Below are 14,504 nucleotides of genomic sequence, written 5' to 3'. Positions count from 1 at the left end.
ACGAAAATCACAACTTTATCGACGAATGGCAGTTCAGGCGTAATGTCGCCCTCTTTAAATTGGCATTGCGCCCGGGTTTTGTGACTCCACCCCAGATGTTTCAACCGCGATCTTTCACATCCACAACTTTAAACCGTTCACAAACAAGCAGCATATCCTCTGAAAATTCACGTCCGATTGTGCTTAACGCATCCCTAAAAAATGTTTCATGAGCTTCCCACCAATATTTGTACGTCCGGTCCCCTTCTCCTTCGGCAATCGCAAACTCTTCCGGCACTTCGTTCATCGGTGTTAACGTAACTTCTACCGTTTTGATGATGGCTACTGGCTGATCGTAACTGTTTAAAATAATGGAATAATCCTCTACGCTCGGCAATGGTTCATTTTCCATCTCGTAAAAAATATAACCTGAACACGTTGCTGTTTTGATCCCATCTATCACTAACCTGGCTAAATAATCTGGTTCAGATCCGAATTGCCACGCACTAACGGATTTAGGCTTTTCTTGGTCTTTCCAATATTCATTCCAGTATGCCTCGGCTGCTTCATTCATTGTATATCCCTCCATTATTCAATCTTATTTTGCTTAATAATTCCAAGTACAATAGGAATACCCATACCAACTAGCGTTATCGGTAAAAACCATTCCCCAAAACCGCCACCCCAGCCTAAAGCAATGGACACCGATTCAAATAAGATGAGCGTAAAAATAATTAAAATCATATTTTTTAACTGGTTCACAATTTTTCGACTTGCTAAATAAAACTGCTCCGCATTCGATTCGTTCAATCGTGCAGGGTAATTATGTATTTCTGGATGTTTTTCAACAAATTTCATAAAAAGGGTGATCCCAAGCCCAATACCAGGTAAGATGAGAAGCTGCCATTTTGAACCCATGTGATCTACTTCTCCAGCAGTATTAAAATGGGTAGGTACTTTATCCGGGAGTGTATTCCAAACCGATAGTAAAAAGATGATCGATCCGATGAAAAATAAAAAGCCAATGATATCCCAAATCCATTCACTTCTTGTTTTTTCAATCTCGATCATAGGTCGATCCAACGAATTTGGCATATAGATTCCCCCTTAAAATTCACACTTTTCCTATATTTTACTGTACATTCCATTCTACTTCTATACCAATCTTGCATATCGAGACCTTGACTGATTCCCTTAACACTGGTAAAATTCTAAATTATCATACAATAATTTTTTATAATCAAATAAGTAGCTATGATTGTTATGGATAAAACTATAACAGGAGCAGTTTCTGGAGAGATCGCAAATCGTTGCGACGCCGAAGGGTTCATAATCTCAGGCAAAAGGACAGAAGGACGACAATGTTATTTGCTATTGTTGTTATTCTGACGTCATGAGATTGGAGGACTCCAATCTCTTTTTTTTATATCTATTTTTAAAACTACTAAATCATTTGGAGGAATGAAAGTGGCACAGCCAGCGTTAAAGAGGGATTTAAAGAATCGACACGTACAATTAATTGCGATTGGCGGTACGATTGGAACTGGGTTGTTTTTAGGTTCCGGCAAGGCGATACAATTAGCAGGCCCCTCTATTGTCTTTGCTTATTTAATCGTCGGGATTGCATTGTTTTTTGTTATGAGAGCGTTAGGAGAATTGCTTCTATCAAATGCGGGGTATCAATCCTTTACGGACTTTGCGGTAGATTATATTGGACCTTGGGCTGGTTTTGTGACTGGATGGACGTATTGGTTTTGTTGGATTATGACAGCGATGGCTGATCTGATAGCGGTTGGTGTCTATGTCCAGTATTGGTTCCGTATTCCTCAATGGGTACCAGCAATCGTCTGTTTAGTTCTATTATTAGGGCTGAATTTACTGACCGTTAAACTGTTTGGAGAGTTAGAGTTTTGGTTTGCCCTCATTAAGGTAATCACCATTCTTGCTTTAATCATTATCGGAATTGTTCTCTTAGTGATCGGATTCAAAACAGATACGGGCGCTGTTACGGTAACAAATCTGTGGGCATATGGTGGATTTTTCCCACATGGGCTATCCGGCTTTCTTCTTTCATTTCAGATGGTCGTATTTGCATTTGTTGGCGTGGAGTTAGTAGGTGTCTCTGCTGCAGAAACATCTGATCCACAAAAAAATATTCCATCTGCAATTAATAAAATTCCGCTTCGCATTCTGTTTTTCTATGTAGGAGCTCTTATCATCATTTTATGTATTAATCCGTGGGTTCAATTAAGCGCATCTAAGAGTCCGTTTGTACAGGTGTTTAGCTTAGTCGGAATTCCAGTAGCAGCAGGAATCATTAATTTTGTTGTTTTAACATCAGCAGCATCCGCATGTAATAGCGGCTTGTTCTCAACAAGCAGAATTTTATATAACTTAAGTGTTCATAGTGAGAAGAAAGCGAGACTTGCAAAATTAAATAAAAATTATGTACCTAGTAATGCTTTGATCCTATCCGCGATTGTTCTTTCTATCGGAGCACTCTTGAGCAAACTGATTCCCGAACAGGCTTTTGGCATTGTAACGACCATTAGTGCCATTTGTTTTATTTGGGTTTGGAGTATTATTTTAATTTCTCATATACGATATAAAAAATCACGTCCAGATTTACACAAAAAATCGACTTTTAAAGCACCTTTCACACCATTTATTAATTATGTTGTACTCGCGCTATTTGCTTGTATTTTAATCATCATGTTATTTTCTGATGCAACTCGTACACCGCTACTATTGACCCCTTTATGGTTTGCTGTATTATTCATCTTGTATCGAGTTAAAAAGTGACATACTGGGGAGGGTACTTATTAGTTTTCGATAATAAATGTGTTCGTTTCGATAATAAACTTGCTGATTTCGATAATAAATCTATCTTCTAACGGGAAACAGCCTGTCCAATCTAGGACAGGCTGTTTTCACGTCTTGTTATCATTTGGTCTTATATCCAGTTCTTCATCTTCTCCATGATTTTCAACCACATGTTTAAGGATGGAGAGTTTGTTATCCCAAAATTGTTCGTAATAGGCAAGCCATTGTTTTAATTCTGTTAAAGGTTGTGGCATAAGCCGATATCGTTTTTCTCTTCCTACCTTTCGGCCGCTAACTAATTCTGCTTCTGAAAGAATATGAAGATGTTTTGCAATAGCTGTACGACTCATGGAAAAATGGGATGTAATTTCTGAAATCGGTAATTCTTTTTCAGCAAGTAATTGTAGTACTTTTCTCCGAGTTGGGTCTGCAATCGCTTGAAATACATCATACTTTTGTGCGGATGAGGACACTTACCCTTCAACAACCTTTCGAAGTCGGTTATTAACCATCGCAGACCAACCGTTAGACATATTTTCACGGATAATGGCAGTCTTTTGGTTTGCCTTCACAATAATATCTTCAGGTCGGTTCCAGCCGCCATGAATGAGTGTAAATTCTGTTTTGTCACCTAAATCTTTTAGCTCAAACGAAACAAACCATCCTTCTGTATCCCATGAAAACGAAAGTCGATTTGGAGGATCGATTTCTGTTACTTTACATGGAGATGGGCCAAAAGGTGATTGCAAATGAAACTCATGTCCTAATTCCAATTGAAAATCATTGGGCATAAACCATGACGCAATCCCTTCCGCAGTAGATACGGTTTCCCATACCTTTTGAATTGGTGCTTCAAAAATAACAATTTTCTTAATGTCTTCCATGCGTTAACCTGCCTCCTTGAAAATACAAAACCTTTTGGTTTCATTTTATTTATCATCTAAGACAAAGTCAAGAAATATGAAACCTTTTGGTTTTGTTTTATTCATGATGCAACACGATGTTAAGAATAGTCCTTCAGTTGTAGATTTAACATAAAGTTTGATAAAAAATCCTGTATTAATTTAACCAGAATTTTTCTTTTTATGTTCTTGCCGATGTTGTAAAACTCCAGTATGTTACTCCACTAATGGGCCATTTAATGGAATAAGGATCTCAAACAAAATTGATTATTTGTGGCAACATAGGAAGAGGAATTAATAAAGAGCATCAATAAGATGCTCTTTATAGTTCGGGATATTCTGTTTACTTTATCTCAATTGTTTTATCATCTCTAGCAATTTCTGATTTTTTCTCCGATATCAGGGGTAGATTTGATAATATTATATGATTCAACTAGACCATAGGAATTATGCAAAGCGTTTGTTGCTTCCCTTTTATGCTGATTTCTTTTGTTTTTGGTCTAAAAGATGACTAAAGAAAGTTAGCAGACTTGCACAGACTGCAACTATCCCACCGACCCATGTTACATTCATTAAATTCCCTTGATGGTATACAAATCCGCCTAATGCAGAACCAAAAGCGATACCTACGTTGCTTGCCACTGGCATAAGTGAAGCAGCGAGTCCTGTTGCTTTCGGCTGATAAATTCCGGCAAGGTCTATTAAATAAAGCTGAGTAGATGTTGTTAAGAGGATGGCCATTAACGACATCAAGCCAATGTTTACAAGTCCTAAAATAAAATGATTTGTAGTCCAAAATAAACTTGTCAGAACAACTGCCTGCACGAGAAAAACAAACCGAAGGCGACCAATTGCATTGTGGCTAGCAATTTTACCGGCGAGGATGTTGCTGAAAATCGAAATAAATCCGTAACCAAATAAGATTAAACTAATTGCATGATTTGGTGCTCCCATACCCTTCAAGATAGGAACAAGATACGTAAAGACGGCATAAGTTGCACCAAATCCGAGAGCAGGAATGAAAAAAGCCATCAAAATTCGAGGCTTGGTCAATAAAGAAAACTGATCCCGTATCGAACTGCGCATTTGGCTGAGCTTATTAGGCAAGACGAAAAAGGATGCCAAAAACGCCAATCCACCTAGAAAAGTAGTTAACATGAAAGTGGCATTCCAGCCGTACCATTCAGAGATGACAGTACCAATTGGCACTCCAACGACATTTGCTAATGTGAAACCACCGAAAACAAATGATATAGCAAGTCCGCGTTTTTCGACCGGCATGGTTTCACTTGCAACAATCATGGCTAGAGAGATTAATACTCCTGATACTATCGCTGTCATAATCCGAAGTGAAAGGATCATGATGTAGCTCGTCGAAATTACGCACAAAGCATTCAGGACGGTGAAAGATCCTATCAAAAACAACATCCATTTACGCTTTGGAAAATGACTTGTTGCTGACATTATTAGTGGTGTGGCGATGGCAAACGTAATCGCAAACGCAGAAACGAGTGTGCCTGCTTTTGTATTTGTCATATGAAGGCCTGAGGAAATATCGGTTAAGATACCGACAATAACAAACTCGCTTGTCCCGAGAACAAATGTTAATAAAGTAAGTGTAAAGATGAGCAACCAATGTTGCTTGGATAATTTTGTTGGGTACATAAATACCTCTTTTCTTAGATGAATACAAATGTGTCACATAGTAGATACACAACTTAAACATTATACCATAAAATATTTTTGCATCGACAAGGCTGCAGAGTTAGCAGAAAACTATTTAAGTAAGTACACTTCTGTTGATAATGCTATGTATGGTATTAATAAAATAAGTATGTAAAAACCTCATTTAGTTACAATACGGTGAACCGTATCACAAATTAAATATAGTAATCAAATTTTGGCAATACCTTGATTTTCAACAATCGGGCGCTTTTCCAAAATACGAAAAGCGTCTTTATTACTTCCCTCCAAGGGTTATAAAGACTATCTAGAAAATAATTCTCTTAGATTGTTGAATATCTTTAGTATGAAATTGATTCTATTTGTGCATGATTAAAATCAAGATTAATTGGTTCATAACCTGGGAGAGTGAAGTCCAATGTTATTATCTGAAGCTCGGGAGAAGTATCAACTTGATAAGAAGATTGAGGGATATTCAGCTCTAACATTGAAAACCTATTGCTTTCAATACAATTTATTATTAAGATTCTTTGGTGATATAGATATGGGTGAATTTTCCGCAGAGAAACTCAAAAGCTATGTAATTGAGGCTGGTGAACATTTAAAGGCGTCTAGTCTAGGGCATCGAGTTCGTTGTATTCGATCACTATTTAAATGGGCATATGATGAAGGGTTCATTTCCAAGAATCCAGCTACTAAATTGAAAGCTATTTAAATTAATCTTTAATCAAAATCGAGGTGCGCATATAAAAAGGCGTGTCTTTTTATTATCGAGCCATATTCTAGAATAAAGCGATTGCTCAAATCGCGGAATATTGAAATCTAATTTGTTAATTATAGTACCCCTTTCATTTTTGAATCTATTCAAAGTATAATTTTCTAAGAGGGGTAGAGACGTTTGAAAAATCTAATCCATCCACCTATAAAATAAATTGTAATGGTTGATGGCACACGTGAAAGGAATAGTTAAAAATGAAAAAATATAAGAATTGTCAAAGCTGCGGAATGCCATTAGCAAAAGATGAGCTTGGCGGTGGGACAGAAAAAAATGGAACAAAAAGTGAAAAATACTGTAGTCATTGCTACATGAACGGTGAATTCACTTTACCTAATATTACGGTCGATGAAATGAAAGCTAGAGTGAAACAACAGATCGTGGAATTTGGTATGCCCAAGTTTATCGCTACACTTTTCACTAGAAATATTCATAAGCTTGAACGTTGGAATAGAGAAACATAGAAAATAATTAGGAGACTAATATTTAGTCTCTCTGTTATTAGGTTAAAGGAATAATTTAAAACCTTTTGGTATCCATATCATCAACTACTCCAGTTCCTGTTTTACTATTTATTTTAAAAAAGGAAATATTTAAAAGTCACAATTCGCCGCATTCCCCGAAGAATTAATGGATGATATAATGAGATCAAGAAGACGGGGGGAGAAATTTGTGGAAGAAATCTTAAAACAAATTCTGAATGAACTAAAAGAAATGCACATAGACATAAATGAAATGCGCGTAGACATAAATGAATTGAAAAAAGGACAGAACAGACTGGAAGTTGGGCAAGAAAAATTACAAAAGCATCTTGTCGATAGTTTAGGATTATACACAGAGAAAATTGTTGATCATATCGATGATAAAACTGAAGTTTTAAACAAAAGAGTCTACAAAGTAGAAACAGAGATTGAACGACCTTAGCAGACAGTAAGGAATCATACAGCCCTTACTGTCTTTTCGTTTATATCTCAAAAACTAACCGGAAATCTATGTGTTATTCAACAATCGGGCCAGATTGTTTAGTAACGATTAGCAAGAGAAATGGAGATTGTGAAGAAATGTACTTAAGCTAACGATACAGGTTAGTTCAATAAGAAACTTCTCTATTATATAATTTAGATTTAATTTACATTTATAAAAAACTCCCATCAAATATCGATGGAAGTTATATTTGGTTTTATTGTTCTGTAACAACCGATGCAATATATGGTAAGTTACGATATTTTTCAGCACAGTCAATGCCATAGCCAACGATAAATTCATCTGGAATTTGGAAGCCTACGTATTCTGCTTTTAAGTCAACTTTACGTCGCTCTGGTTTATCAAGTAATGTACAGAGTTTCAGTGTTTTTGGCTTATGCATAAAGAAGTGATCTTTTAAGAAATGAAGTGTTAAGCCGGAGTCGATAATGTCTTCTACGACAATTACGTTTTTGCCTGTGATGTTGACATCGATATCTTTTAATAACTTAACTTTTCCAGTCGTTTCCGTTTGATTGCCGTAACTAGACGCAGAGATAAAGTCGATTGTTACTTCATTTTTTATGTGACGAATTAAATCAGCAGCAAATACGAAAGAACCTTTTAATACCGCAATTATCACGATTTCTTCGCCTTCAAAGTCGCGTTCAATTTGTAATGCAAGTTCTTTTACTTTTGTTTGTAACGCTTCAGCAGAGATTAAAGTATCTTTTATTTCAATGCTCATTTTAATCCTCCTGTAAAATTTGTGAACATTTCGACTGTAAAGGATTGAGAAAAAAAAGTCAAAAAGGAGAAATACCTTTAGGCACAATATCTACTTAAAAATCCATGTTTGCTCATCGGAGACGAGAGTATGGTCAAAGAGTTTAATAAGGTAAATAAGTTATGTCGCTTTAATGATAAAAATGTACAGATTCATAACGGGATAGGGACTTTTGTTGAGCTAACGGGGGCGTTAGTGGAAGAACAATTAATGATTTTAAGGATGAAACCATATCATAGTTATTCCGTTAAAGGGCGCATCTCCTATTTAGGTAATGCGCTTTTATAATTGTTTAGAGCCATTTTGGTTCTTGTTAAATATTCCCATAAATTTCTATATTAAAATCAATGATGGAGGTGTTTCTTATGGAAGAATTGCAAGGGATTTTAGAGAAAACCAAACATAGATATGAAATAATTCAACATGAAAAACCGATACTTTCAAGAAAAGATGGCTCAGAATATTTTGGGATTGAAGCTGGGCAAACAGCACCGACAATGATAATAAAAACCGATAAAGGGTTCTTTGGTTTAATTGTATCTGGAAGTCGTAGCAAAGTTAATTTTGAGGAAATAACTGATATTTTAGGTTGTAGTAAGGGAAAATTAGCATCTCCAAAGGAAGTTCAGGAAGTTACAGGGTTTCAGGTAGGAAGTGTTCGTATGGTAGGTCTTGATTTACCGTGTGCGATAGACAAACGACTTTTCCATTATGATTTTATTTATGGGGGTACTGGTCATTCAACATTTACTTTAAAAATTGAACCACAAGCCTTGAATGAATTAAATCAAGTGATTGCAACCTTCGATTAATATAAAATACTACTTTATCTTATTCAACAATCGGGCGCAATCCCAGAACATGGAAGCGCCCCATTTTTCATTTTGGCTCTGTTAAAGTTCATTGTTGATATTTACGTTATTTTAGATAATGAAAAATAGCAGCCAATATTGACTGCTATTTAATGCTTTTATCATTATCGTTAAATTACCAATATTATTTATTTGGCATTTCTTGATAGTTTAATAAAAACTCCAAATCCAGCTAAGAAAAAACCTAAACAAAACAAACTAGCTGGACTACCCCAAACGATATCACCCATTGTATTACCTCCCATTATTCCTCAACATAGTATAATTTTACCACAATAATTAAAAAATCTCTTACTAATTCTTTAATAAATCAACATTATTATTTAACAGAGCCTTCATTTTAGGGCCATGGGGCAACGAAAATGCCCCATTTCTCAGCATTAAAATTGAGAAATGAGGCTTGTTAATATTGATATTTCTTTAACGTTGTAAATCCACGATTTTCTAGTGTTTCTCCTTATAGAAAGATGAAAGCAGCTTGTATTAATGCGAGTGCAGCAGTTCCTATTATTGGTACAATTTTTAACAGCATTACCCCATCAGTTGTTGAAATGAATGGATCAACTGGGTCTTTTGCTGGTGATGCTAGAAAATTTATGAATCGCTCCCATCTACTATATTTCATTGGGAAATCGGGTATATCTACGTGATATTCATCCAATTTCGTACATAGGTAATGATCCTTATTAAAGGGATCTTGACTCATATCCCTCTCCCTCCAACTCTTCTTTCAATTTTTTGTTTGCTATGTGTAATCTTGATTTAACTGTCCCTTTCGAAATTTCAAGGATTTTCGCTATTTCTTCTTGTGACATGTCATGATAGTAGAAAAGTAATACAACAGCACGCTGTATTTCAGGGAGCTTTGCAATAGCTGCCCGAATGGTCATTCTGTCTGAATGATGGAATTCTTCGGATTGTATCGGAGTAAGAAAGGGCAAAAGGTTCCTCCATTTTTTACGGCGGTTTAATTTTGTTATCATCAATCGATATGCAATTTGAAAGAGATATGATTTTAGTTTTCCATTTCTTGGATTGTATTTATGCTTGTAACACTGAAGTTTAACAAATGTATCTTGAACGATATCAATGCTTAATTGCTCATCTCTTGTATAACGGAAAATAAACGAATAAAGTGGCTGTTTTAATAAAGTGTATATCCCTTCTAACGCATCGTCATTTCCATTTTGATAAGCGATCATCAATTCATCTTCACGCTCACTCAATTTCATCGCCCCAGCGTTCCTTGATAGATTTTAACGTCATCGATACTCTACAAATTAAGTAAATCATAGATACAAGTGTCCATACTTGTGCCTGGTTTGTAAAAAATTGTACAAAAACATTCCCAACCGTTTCACCACTTGAGACTAAAAAATTTAGAATTTGAACACAAATAATAGAATATACAGCTAGACCAAGGGTGAGCGTATCAAATACGTTCCATCTTAAATATATTTTCGTTTTCTTATAATTGATTTTACCATTTTCACGGACAACATACTTTCTATCCATTGGAATAGCAATCGCTAAAATGAAAACCATTAAAAAGCCTACAACGATAAGAGAAACAATCCAACCAGTATCCATTTGTAATATCCCCCATCTACCTTCTTTTCTAACTATACAAATGAGAAGGCAAAAAGGTTCATTTAAAATGAAAAATGATTTATCTTTCCTTATAATGCTTACTATGTAAAAGCGATACCATTGACTAAGTTGTTTTTTTACAATTTAGCAAATTGTATACACAAAATCATCTTCTTACTTGAGCAATGCTAATCAAGTACTGTCTTCCATTTATTTATCTTAAAATGCTGATTTAAAACTTTTTGGTTTCGTTTTTGTTTCACGAAAAATTATATGTATTATTCAATAAACTGTTTAGGTTTCTCTTTACTATGCTTTTCCTCGTCACGCCAATCATAAACCGAGTTCTTAGAAATATCTAAAGTCTGGTTACTTTAAAAGTTACACCCTGCCGTATTCCCCGAAGAAGATGATATAATGGGATCCAGCACGATTGGACGGGGGAGAAATTTGTGGAAGAAATCTTAAAACAAATTCTGAATGAACTAAAAGAAATGCACGTAGACATAAATGAAATGCGTGTAGACATAAATGAATTGAAACAAGGACAGAACAGACTGGAAGTTGGGCAAGAAAAATTACAAAAGAATCTTGTCGATAGTTTAGGATTATACACAGATAAAATTGTTGATCATATCGATGATAAAACTGAAGTTTTAAACAAAAGAGTCTACAAAGCAGAAACAGAGATTGAACGACCTTAGCAGACAGTAAGGAATTATACAGCCCTTACTGTCTTTTCGTTTCTATCTCAAAAACTAATCGGAAATCTATGTGTTATTCTACAATCGGACCAGATTGTGGAAAACTAGCTAAACTTAACGAGGCAGCTAGGGTGAAGATGATATAATTAATAAAACGGATTTGTATTAAGGAGACTTTTAATATTGGATGCAAAATGTATTAAATTATATGAATTCGGTAGCCCTAAAGATGTGTTAAGAATTGAGTCTAAAAGTATTGAACCACCAAAAGGTAATGAAATCCTTGTTCGAATGCTAGCCCGCCCTATCAATCCTTCTGACTTAATACCAATCAGAGGTACATATTCTCATCGAATTTCTTTACCAAATATTCCGGGATATGAAGGAGTTGGTATAGTAGAAGATGTCGGTCCTTTCGTTTCTCATCATTTTATTGGTAAACGTGTTTTACCTTTGCGTGGGGAAGGTACATGGCAAGAGTTTGTTAAGACATCATCAGAATTTGCAGTGCCTATACCTAATTCGATTGATGATTTTACGGCAGCACAGATGTATATCAATCCAATTACAGCATGGGTAGTTTGTACAGAAGTTTTAAAATTAAAACCAAATGATGTTTTATTGGTTAACGCATGCGGTTCTTCTATTGGGCATATTTTTGCTCAATTATCGAAAGTTTTAGGTTTTCGATTGATTGCAGTTACTAGAAACAATAAGTATACAGAGGAATTACTTCATTCTGGTGCTTCTTATGTGATTGATACATCTAAAAATTCCTTAAATGAAATGGTTTTGCAATTAACGAATGGAATGGGTGCTGATGCAGCTATTGACTCTGTTGGGGGTTCGGTTGGTAATGAATTGGCCTATTGTGTACAGCCTAACGGTAATTTTTTAACGATCGGTCTTTTATCAGGGATACAAGTAAATTGGGCAGAAATTATAAATAAAGCTAAAGTGAATGCTACTATGTTTCATTTACGAAATTGGAATAAAAATGTCTCAGCAGATAAATGGCAAGAAACCTTTCATCACGTAATAAATCTAATAAGTAATAAAAAATTACGTTTGATGACGGTAGATTCTCAGTATGATTTATTAAATGTAAAAAGGGCTATTGAAGTCGTTGAATCTTCTAAAATGACCAAAGGGAAAGTGTTTTTAACTAGCTACCTGAGTAAATAATCATCAACTAAACCTAGTAATAGAAGACTTTTTATTATTCCATAAAAGGGTGCATTTCTGCAGCAAGAATTGTGCCCTTTCTTTATGTTAAGGGCCAATTAATTGAATACTTTAGAGAATACCTGAATGAATCGAATCATCCTTGGAAATAAAATGATTATGAATACTTTTCAAAACAGTTTAACAAAAAGGAGAGGGGCTATCGAATGAAAAACATTGAAGTAGGCGAAATCTTTACGATTACTGATGAGGGAGACCAGGAGCAGGAAGTTGAAGTACTAGCATCGATAAATATAGAGGGGACAGATTACGTCGCAGTCGGGTTTGTGGAGGATCTTCAAGAAGAAACCAAGGAGGACATTGATATTTTCTTTTTAAAGATCGACCAGGATGGTGACTTTACAGCCATTGCAAGCGACGAGGAATTCGATAAGGTCTCCTCTGCTTTTGATGAAGTAATGAAAGAAGACTAACACACTGAATGACAAAAAAGGGAACTGAAAAGAACCCATTTTGATCAATCAAAATGGGTTCTTTTCATTTATTGTAAAATGCCGGTTTGTGAGATATTGATCAAACTTTATGTCAAAGCAACATCTAATCTTTCAATTCTAATAAATCAGCACTTCCATAACCAGTAATGCCCCGCCAAAAACTAGAACAAAAAGTACAACTGGTCGAACGAATTTAAACCAATGAGAATACTTCATATTCAACATTTGTAAAGTTGCCATTACTAATCCAGTCGGTGCCAAGAAGAGCATAGCATACTGTCCGAATTGATAAGCAGTAACAATCACAAAACGCGGGATACCCACAGTGTCCGCTAAAGGGGCAAGGATAGGCATAGAAAGAACAGCTAATCCAGAAGACGACGGAACAATAAATCCAAGAACAAAGAAGATCAATAACATAGCCAGAATAAAAATTGGTCCACTTACATGCGCAACAAGAGAGGATGAAAATTGAAGTATCGTATCAGTAATCAAACCTTCATTCATCACGAGATTAATTCCTCGAGCAAGACCAATAATTAAGGAAACACCCACTAAACTCGATGCACCATTTACAAACGCATCGACTACGCCTTTCTCGCCTATACCGTTTTTTCCCGTAGCAGTTAAGAACATAATGATAATAGCAAATGTTAAGAAGGAAGCAGCCATGGTAGGGAACCACCAGCCCTTAGACATAACGCCCCATACCATAATCGGGAATCCTACGACAAACAATGTCAAAATCACTTTTTTACGCACTGTAAACGCAGAATTTTCGTTTCCTTCAGTAGATGCTACAGACCACATTTTATTGAATTCACTATGATCTTCATAAGAATAAGAGAACTTAGGATCAGCTTTCACTTTTTGAGAATACCAACGTAAATAAAGGACCACAAAAATAGCTGCGACAACTAACCCAGCAATCCGCCAAGTAAGACCTTCAGTGAAATTTATACCTGCAGCATTAGAGGCAATGACCACGGAAAAAGGATTAATTGTGGAAAAGCAGGTACCAACAGAACTTGCTAAGAATATTGAACCTACACAAACGATAGAATCATACCCCATCGCTAAAAACACAGGAACTAAAATTGGATAAAATGCTACGGCTTCTTCCTCGATACCGCATAAAGTTCCACCTAAAATCATTAAAATAGAGACTAAGAATATTAAGAGAAACTCATGACCCTTCGTTTTTTTCGTCAAAGCTATAAGACCAGATTCAAACGCACCACTTTCCTTGACAACACCAATCAAGCCTCCTAACACAAAAATAAATACCATAATATCAACAGCTTCAATTGTCCCGCGAACCATACTGTTTGTTATGGCTGAGAGTCCTGCAGGCTTTTGTTCCAATCTTTGATAGGTGTTTGGAATAGAGACTGGTTTCGTTATTCCTCCTGAAGTAAACTGTTTGATGTCAATCTTAACACCAAGTTTGTCAAGCTGCTCTTGCGTACTAGGGACACTGTTGACTTTTCCATTAGGATCAGTAATTTGCAATTGAGAACTAGACTTATCATAAGATAACTTTGAATAAGACCCTGCTGGAATAGCCCATGTCGCTATCACAGCAACAATTGTTAATACAAACAAGATTAAAAATGCTCCGGGCATTTTTAATTTAAATTTCTTTTTAGGAACCTTTTCTGTGATATTTGCTACATTTACATTGTTCATAAGGACATCTCCTCTATAAAGATATAATCGTATAAAAGGCTGTATTCCAAAGCTTTAA

At 35.6% G+C, this 14,504-nt stretch carries 19 protein-coding genes and 1 riboswitch; of the genes, 9 read left to right on the top strand and 10 right to left on the bottom strand.

Going from position 1 to position 14,504, the window contains the following annotated elements; genetic code table 11:
- Positions 1–100: 100 nt before the first annotated feature.
- Positions 101–553, bottom strand: a complete 453-nt coding sequence (locus ACM5BR_RS12380; protein WP_416828252.1) for an ASCH domain-containing protein — start codon at positions 551–553, stop codon at positions 101–103.
- A 14-nt stretch (positions 554–567) separates the two neighbouring features.
- Entirely contained in the window at positions 568–1,074 is a 507-nt protein-coding gene (locus ACM5BR_RS12375; protein WP_416828251.1) for a DUF1648 domain-containing protein, read from the bottom strand.
- A gap of 186 nt (positions 1,075–1,260) precedes the next feature.
- A riboswitch (glycine riboswitch) is annotated at positions 1,261–1,340 on the top strand.
- A 106-nt stretch (positions 1,341–1,446) separates the two neighbouring features.
- Here ACM5BR_RS12375 and ACM5BR_RS12370 point away from each other — a divergent pair.
- Positions 1,447–2,781 (top strand): amino acid permease, encoded by a 1,335-nt coding sequence (locus ACM5BR_RS12370; RefSeq protein ID WP_416828249.1) that lies wholly within the window; start codon positions 1,447–1,449, stop codon positions 2,779–2,781.
- 128 nt (positions 2,782–2,909) lie between these two features.
- On the opposite strand, the gene ACM5BR_RS12365 is transcribed toward ACM5BR_RS12370, so the two are convergent.
- From ACM5BR_RS12365 to ACM5BR_RS12355, 3 genes are all read right to left on the bottom strand, one after another.
- Positions 2,910–3,275: an ArsR/SmtB family transcription factor gene (locus tag ACM5BR_RS12365; RefSeq protein WP_416828247.1), complete on the bottom strand. Its 366-nt coding sequence runs from the start codon at positions 3,273–3,275 to the stop codon at positions 2,910–2,912.
- Complete coding sequence (locus ACM5BR_RS12360) at positions 3,276–3,686, bottom strand: SRPBCC family protein (protein ID WP_416828245.1); 411 nt, start codon at positions 3,684–3,686, stop codon at positions 3,276–3,278.
- 492 nt (positions 3,687–4,178) lie between these two features.
- On the bottom strand, positions 4,179–5,369 hold the full coding sequence (locus tag ACM5BR_RS12355; RefSeq protein WP_416828244.1) for an MFS transporter: 1,191 nt from the start codon (positions 5,367–5,369) through the stop codon (positions 4,179–4,181).
- Between the two features lie 436 nt (positions 5,370–5,805).
- Between ACM5BR_RS12355 and ACM5BR_RS12350 the strand changes: the two genes are divergently transcribed.
- The 3 genes from ACM5BR_RS12350 (at position 5,806) to ACM5BR_RS12340 (ending at position 7,086) form a co-directional block, all read left to right on the top strand.
- Complete coding sequence (locus tag ACM5BR_RS12350) at positions 5,806–6,102, top strand: site-specific integrase (RefSeq protein ID WP_416828243.1); 297 nt, start codon at positions 5,806–5,808, stop codon at positions 6,100–6,102.
- Between the two features lie 257 nt (positions 6,103–6,359).
- Positions 6,360–6,626 (top strand): zinc ribbon domain-containing protein, encoded by a 267-nt coding sequence (locus tag ACM5BR_RS12345; RefSeq protein WP_416828241.1) that lies wholly within the window; start codon positions 6,360–6,362, stop codon positions 6,624–6,626.
- Between the two features lie 208 nt (positions 6,627–6,834).
- Entirely contained in the window at positions 6,835–7,086 is a 252-nt protein-coding gene (locus tag ACM5BR_RS12340) for a hypothetical protein (RefSeq protein ID WP_416828240.1), read from the top strand.
- 256 nt (positions 7,087–7,342) lie between these two features.
- Here the strand turns inward: ACM5BR_RS12340 and hpt are convergent, their stop codons facing one another.
- A complete protein-coding gene (gene hpt / locus ACM5BR_RS12335; RefSeq protein ID WP_416828239.1) occupies positions 7,343–7,873 on the bottom strand; it encodes a hypoxanthine phosphoribosyltransferase in 531 nt (176 codons plus the stop codon).
- Between the two features lie 129 nt (positions 7,874–8,002).
- On the opposite strand from hpt, the gene ACM5BR_RS12330 reads away from it, so the two are divergent.
- Together ACM5BR_RS12330 and ACM5BR_RS12325 are read left to right on the top strand one after the other, a co-directional pair.
- The gene (locus ACM5BR_RS12330; protein WP_416828237.1) at positions 8,003–8,200 is read left to right on the top strand and encodes a hypothetical protein; all 198 of its coding nucleotides are present in this window, start codon (positions 8,003–8,005) and stop codon (positions 8,198–8,200) included.
- A 77-nt stretch (positions 8,201–8,277) separates the two neighbouring features.
- Positions 8,278–8,724, top strand: coding sequence for an aminoacyl-tRNA deacylase (locus ACM5BR_RS12325; protein WP_416828236.1), 447 nt, complete (start codon positions 8,278–8,280; stop codon positions 8,722–8,724).
- Between the two features lie 517 nt (positions 8,725–9,241).
- Here ACM5BR_RS12325 and ACM5BR_RS12320 read toward each other — a convergent pair.
- Genes ACM5BR_RS12320 through ACM5BR_RS12310 form a run of 3 tightly spaced genes read right to left on the bottom strand, consistent with a single transcriptional unit; the run spans position 9,242 to position 10,374 of the window.
- Positions 9,242–9,490: a hypothetical protein gene (locus ACM5BR_RS12320; RefSeq protein ID WP_416828235.1), complete on the bottom strand. Its 249-nt coding sequence runs from the start codon at positions 9,488–9,490 to the stop codon at positions 9,242–9,244.
- On the bottom strand, positions 9,471–9,986 hold the full coding sequence (locus ACM5BR_RS12315) for an RNA polymerase sigma factor (RefSeq protein ID WP_416828595.1): 516 nt from the start codon (positions 9,984–9,986) through the stop codon (positions 9,471–9,473). Before ACM5BR_RS12315 ends, ACM5BR_RS12320 begins: the two co-directional genes overlap by 20 nt.
- Before the next feature lie 16 nt (positions 9,987–10,002).
- Entirely contained in the window at positions 10,003–10,374 is a 372-nt protein-coding gene (locus ACM5BR_RS12310; protein WP_416828233.1) for a group-specific protein, read from the bottom strand.
- 452 nt (positions 10,375–10,826) lie between these two features.
- On the opposite strand from ACM5BR_RS12310, the gene ACM5BR_RS12305 reads away from it, so the two are divergent.
- The 3 genes from ACM5BR_RS12305 (at position 10,827) to ACM5BR_RS12295 (ending at position 12,736) form a co-directional block, all read left to right on the top strand.
- Positions 10,827–11,078 (top strand): hypothetical protein, encoded by a 252-nt coding sequence (locus ACM5BR_RS12305; protein WP_416828232.1) that lies wholly within the window; start codon positions 10,827–10,829, stop codon positions 11,076–11,078.
- Between the two features lie 183 nt (positions 11,079–11,261).
- Positions 11,262–12,263: a zinc-dependent alcohol dehydrogenase family protein gene (locus ACM5BR_RS12300; protein WP_416828231.1), complete on the top strand. Its 1,002-nt coding sequence runs from the start codon at positions 11,262–11,264 to the stop codon at positions 12,261–12,263.
- 206 nt (positions 12,264–12,469) lie between these two features.
- The gene (locus ACM5BR_RS12295; protein WP_416828229.1) at positions 12,470–12,736 is read left to right on the top strand and encodes a DUF1292 domain-containing protein; all 267 of its coding nucleotides are present in this window, start codon (positions 12,470–12,472) and stop codon (positions 12,734–12,736) included.
- 138 nt (positions 12,737–12,874) lie between these two features.
- Here ACM5BR_RS12295 and ACM5BR_RS12290 read toward each other — a convergent pair whose 3' ends face one another.
- Positions 12,875–14,446 (bottom strand): YfcC family protein, encoded by a 1,572-nt coding sequence (locus tag ACM5BR_RS12290; RefSeq protein ID WP_416828227.1) that lies wholly within the window; start codon positions 14,444–14,446, stop codon positions 12,875–12,877.
- Positions 14,447–14,504 lie beyond the last annotated feature (58 nt).

This window comes from Ectobacillus polymachus, from assembly GCF_048159605.1.
Taxonomy (GTDB): domain Bacteria; phylum Bacillota; class Bacilli; order Bacillales; family Bacillaceae_G; genus Ectobacillus; species Ectobacillus polymachus.
Note: the sequence above shows the minus strand (reverse complement) of the source record. Positions and strands in the feature narration are given on the sequence as shown.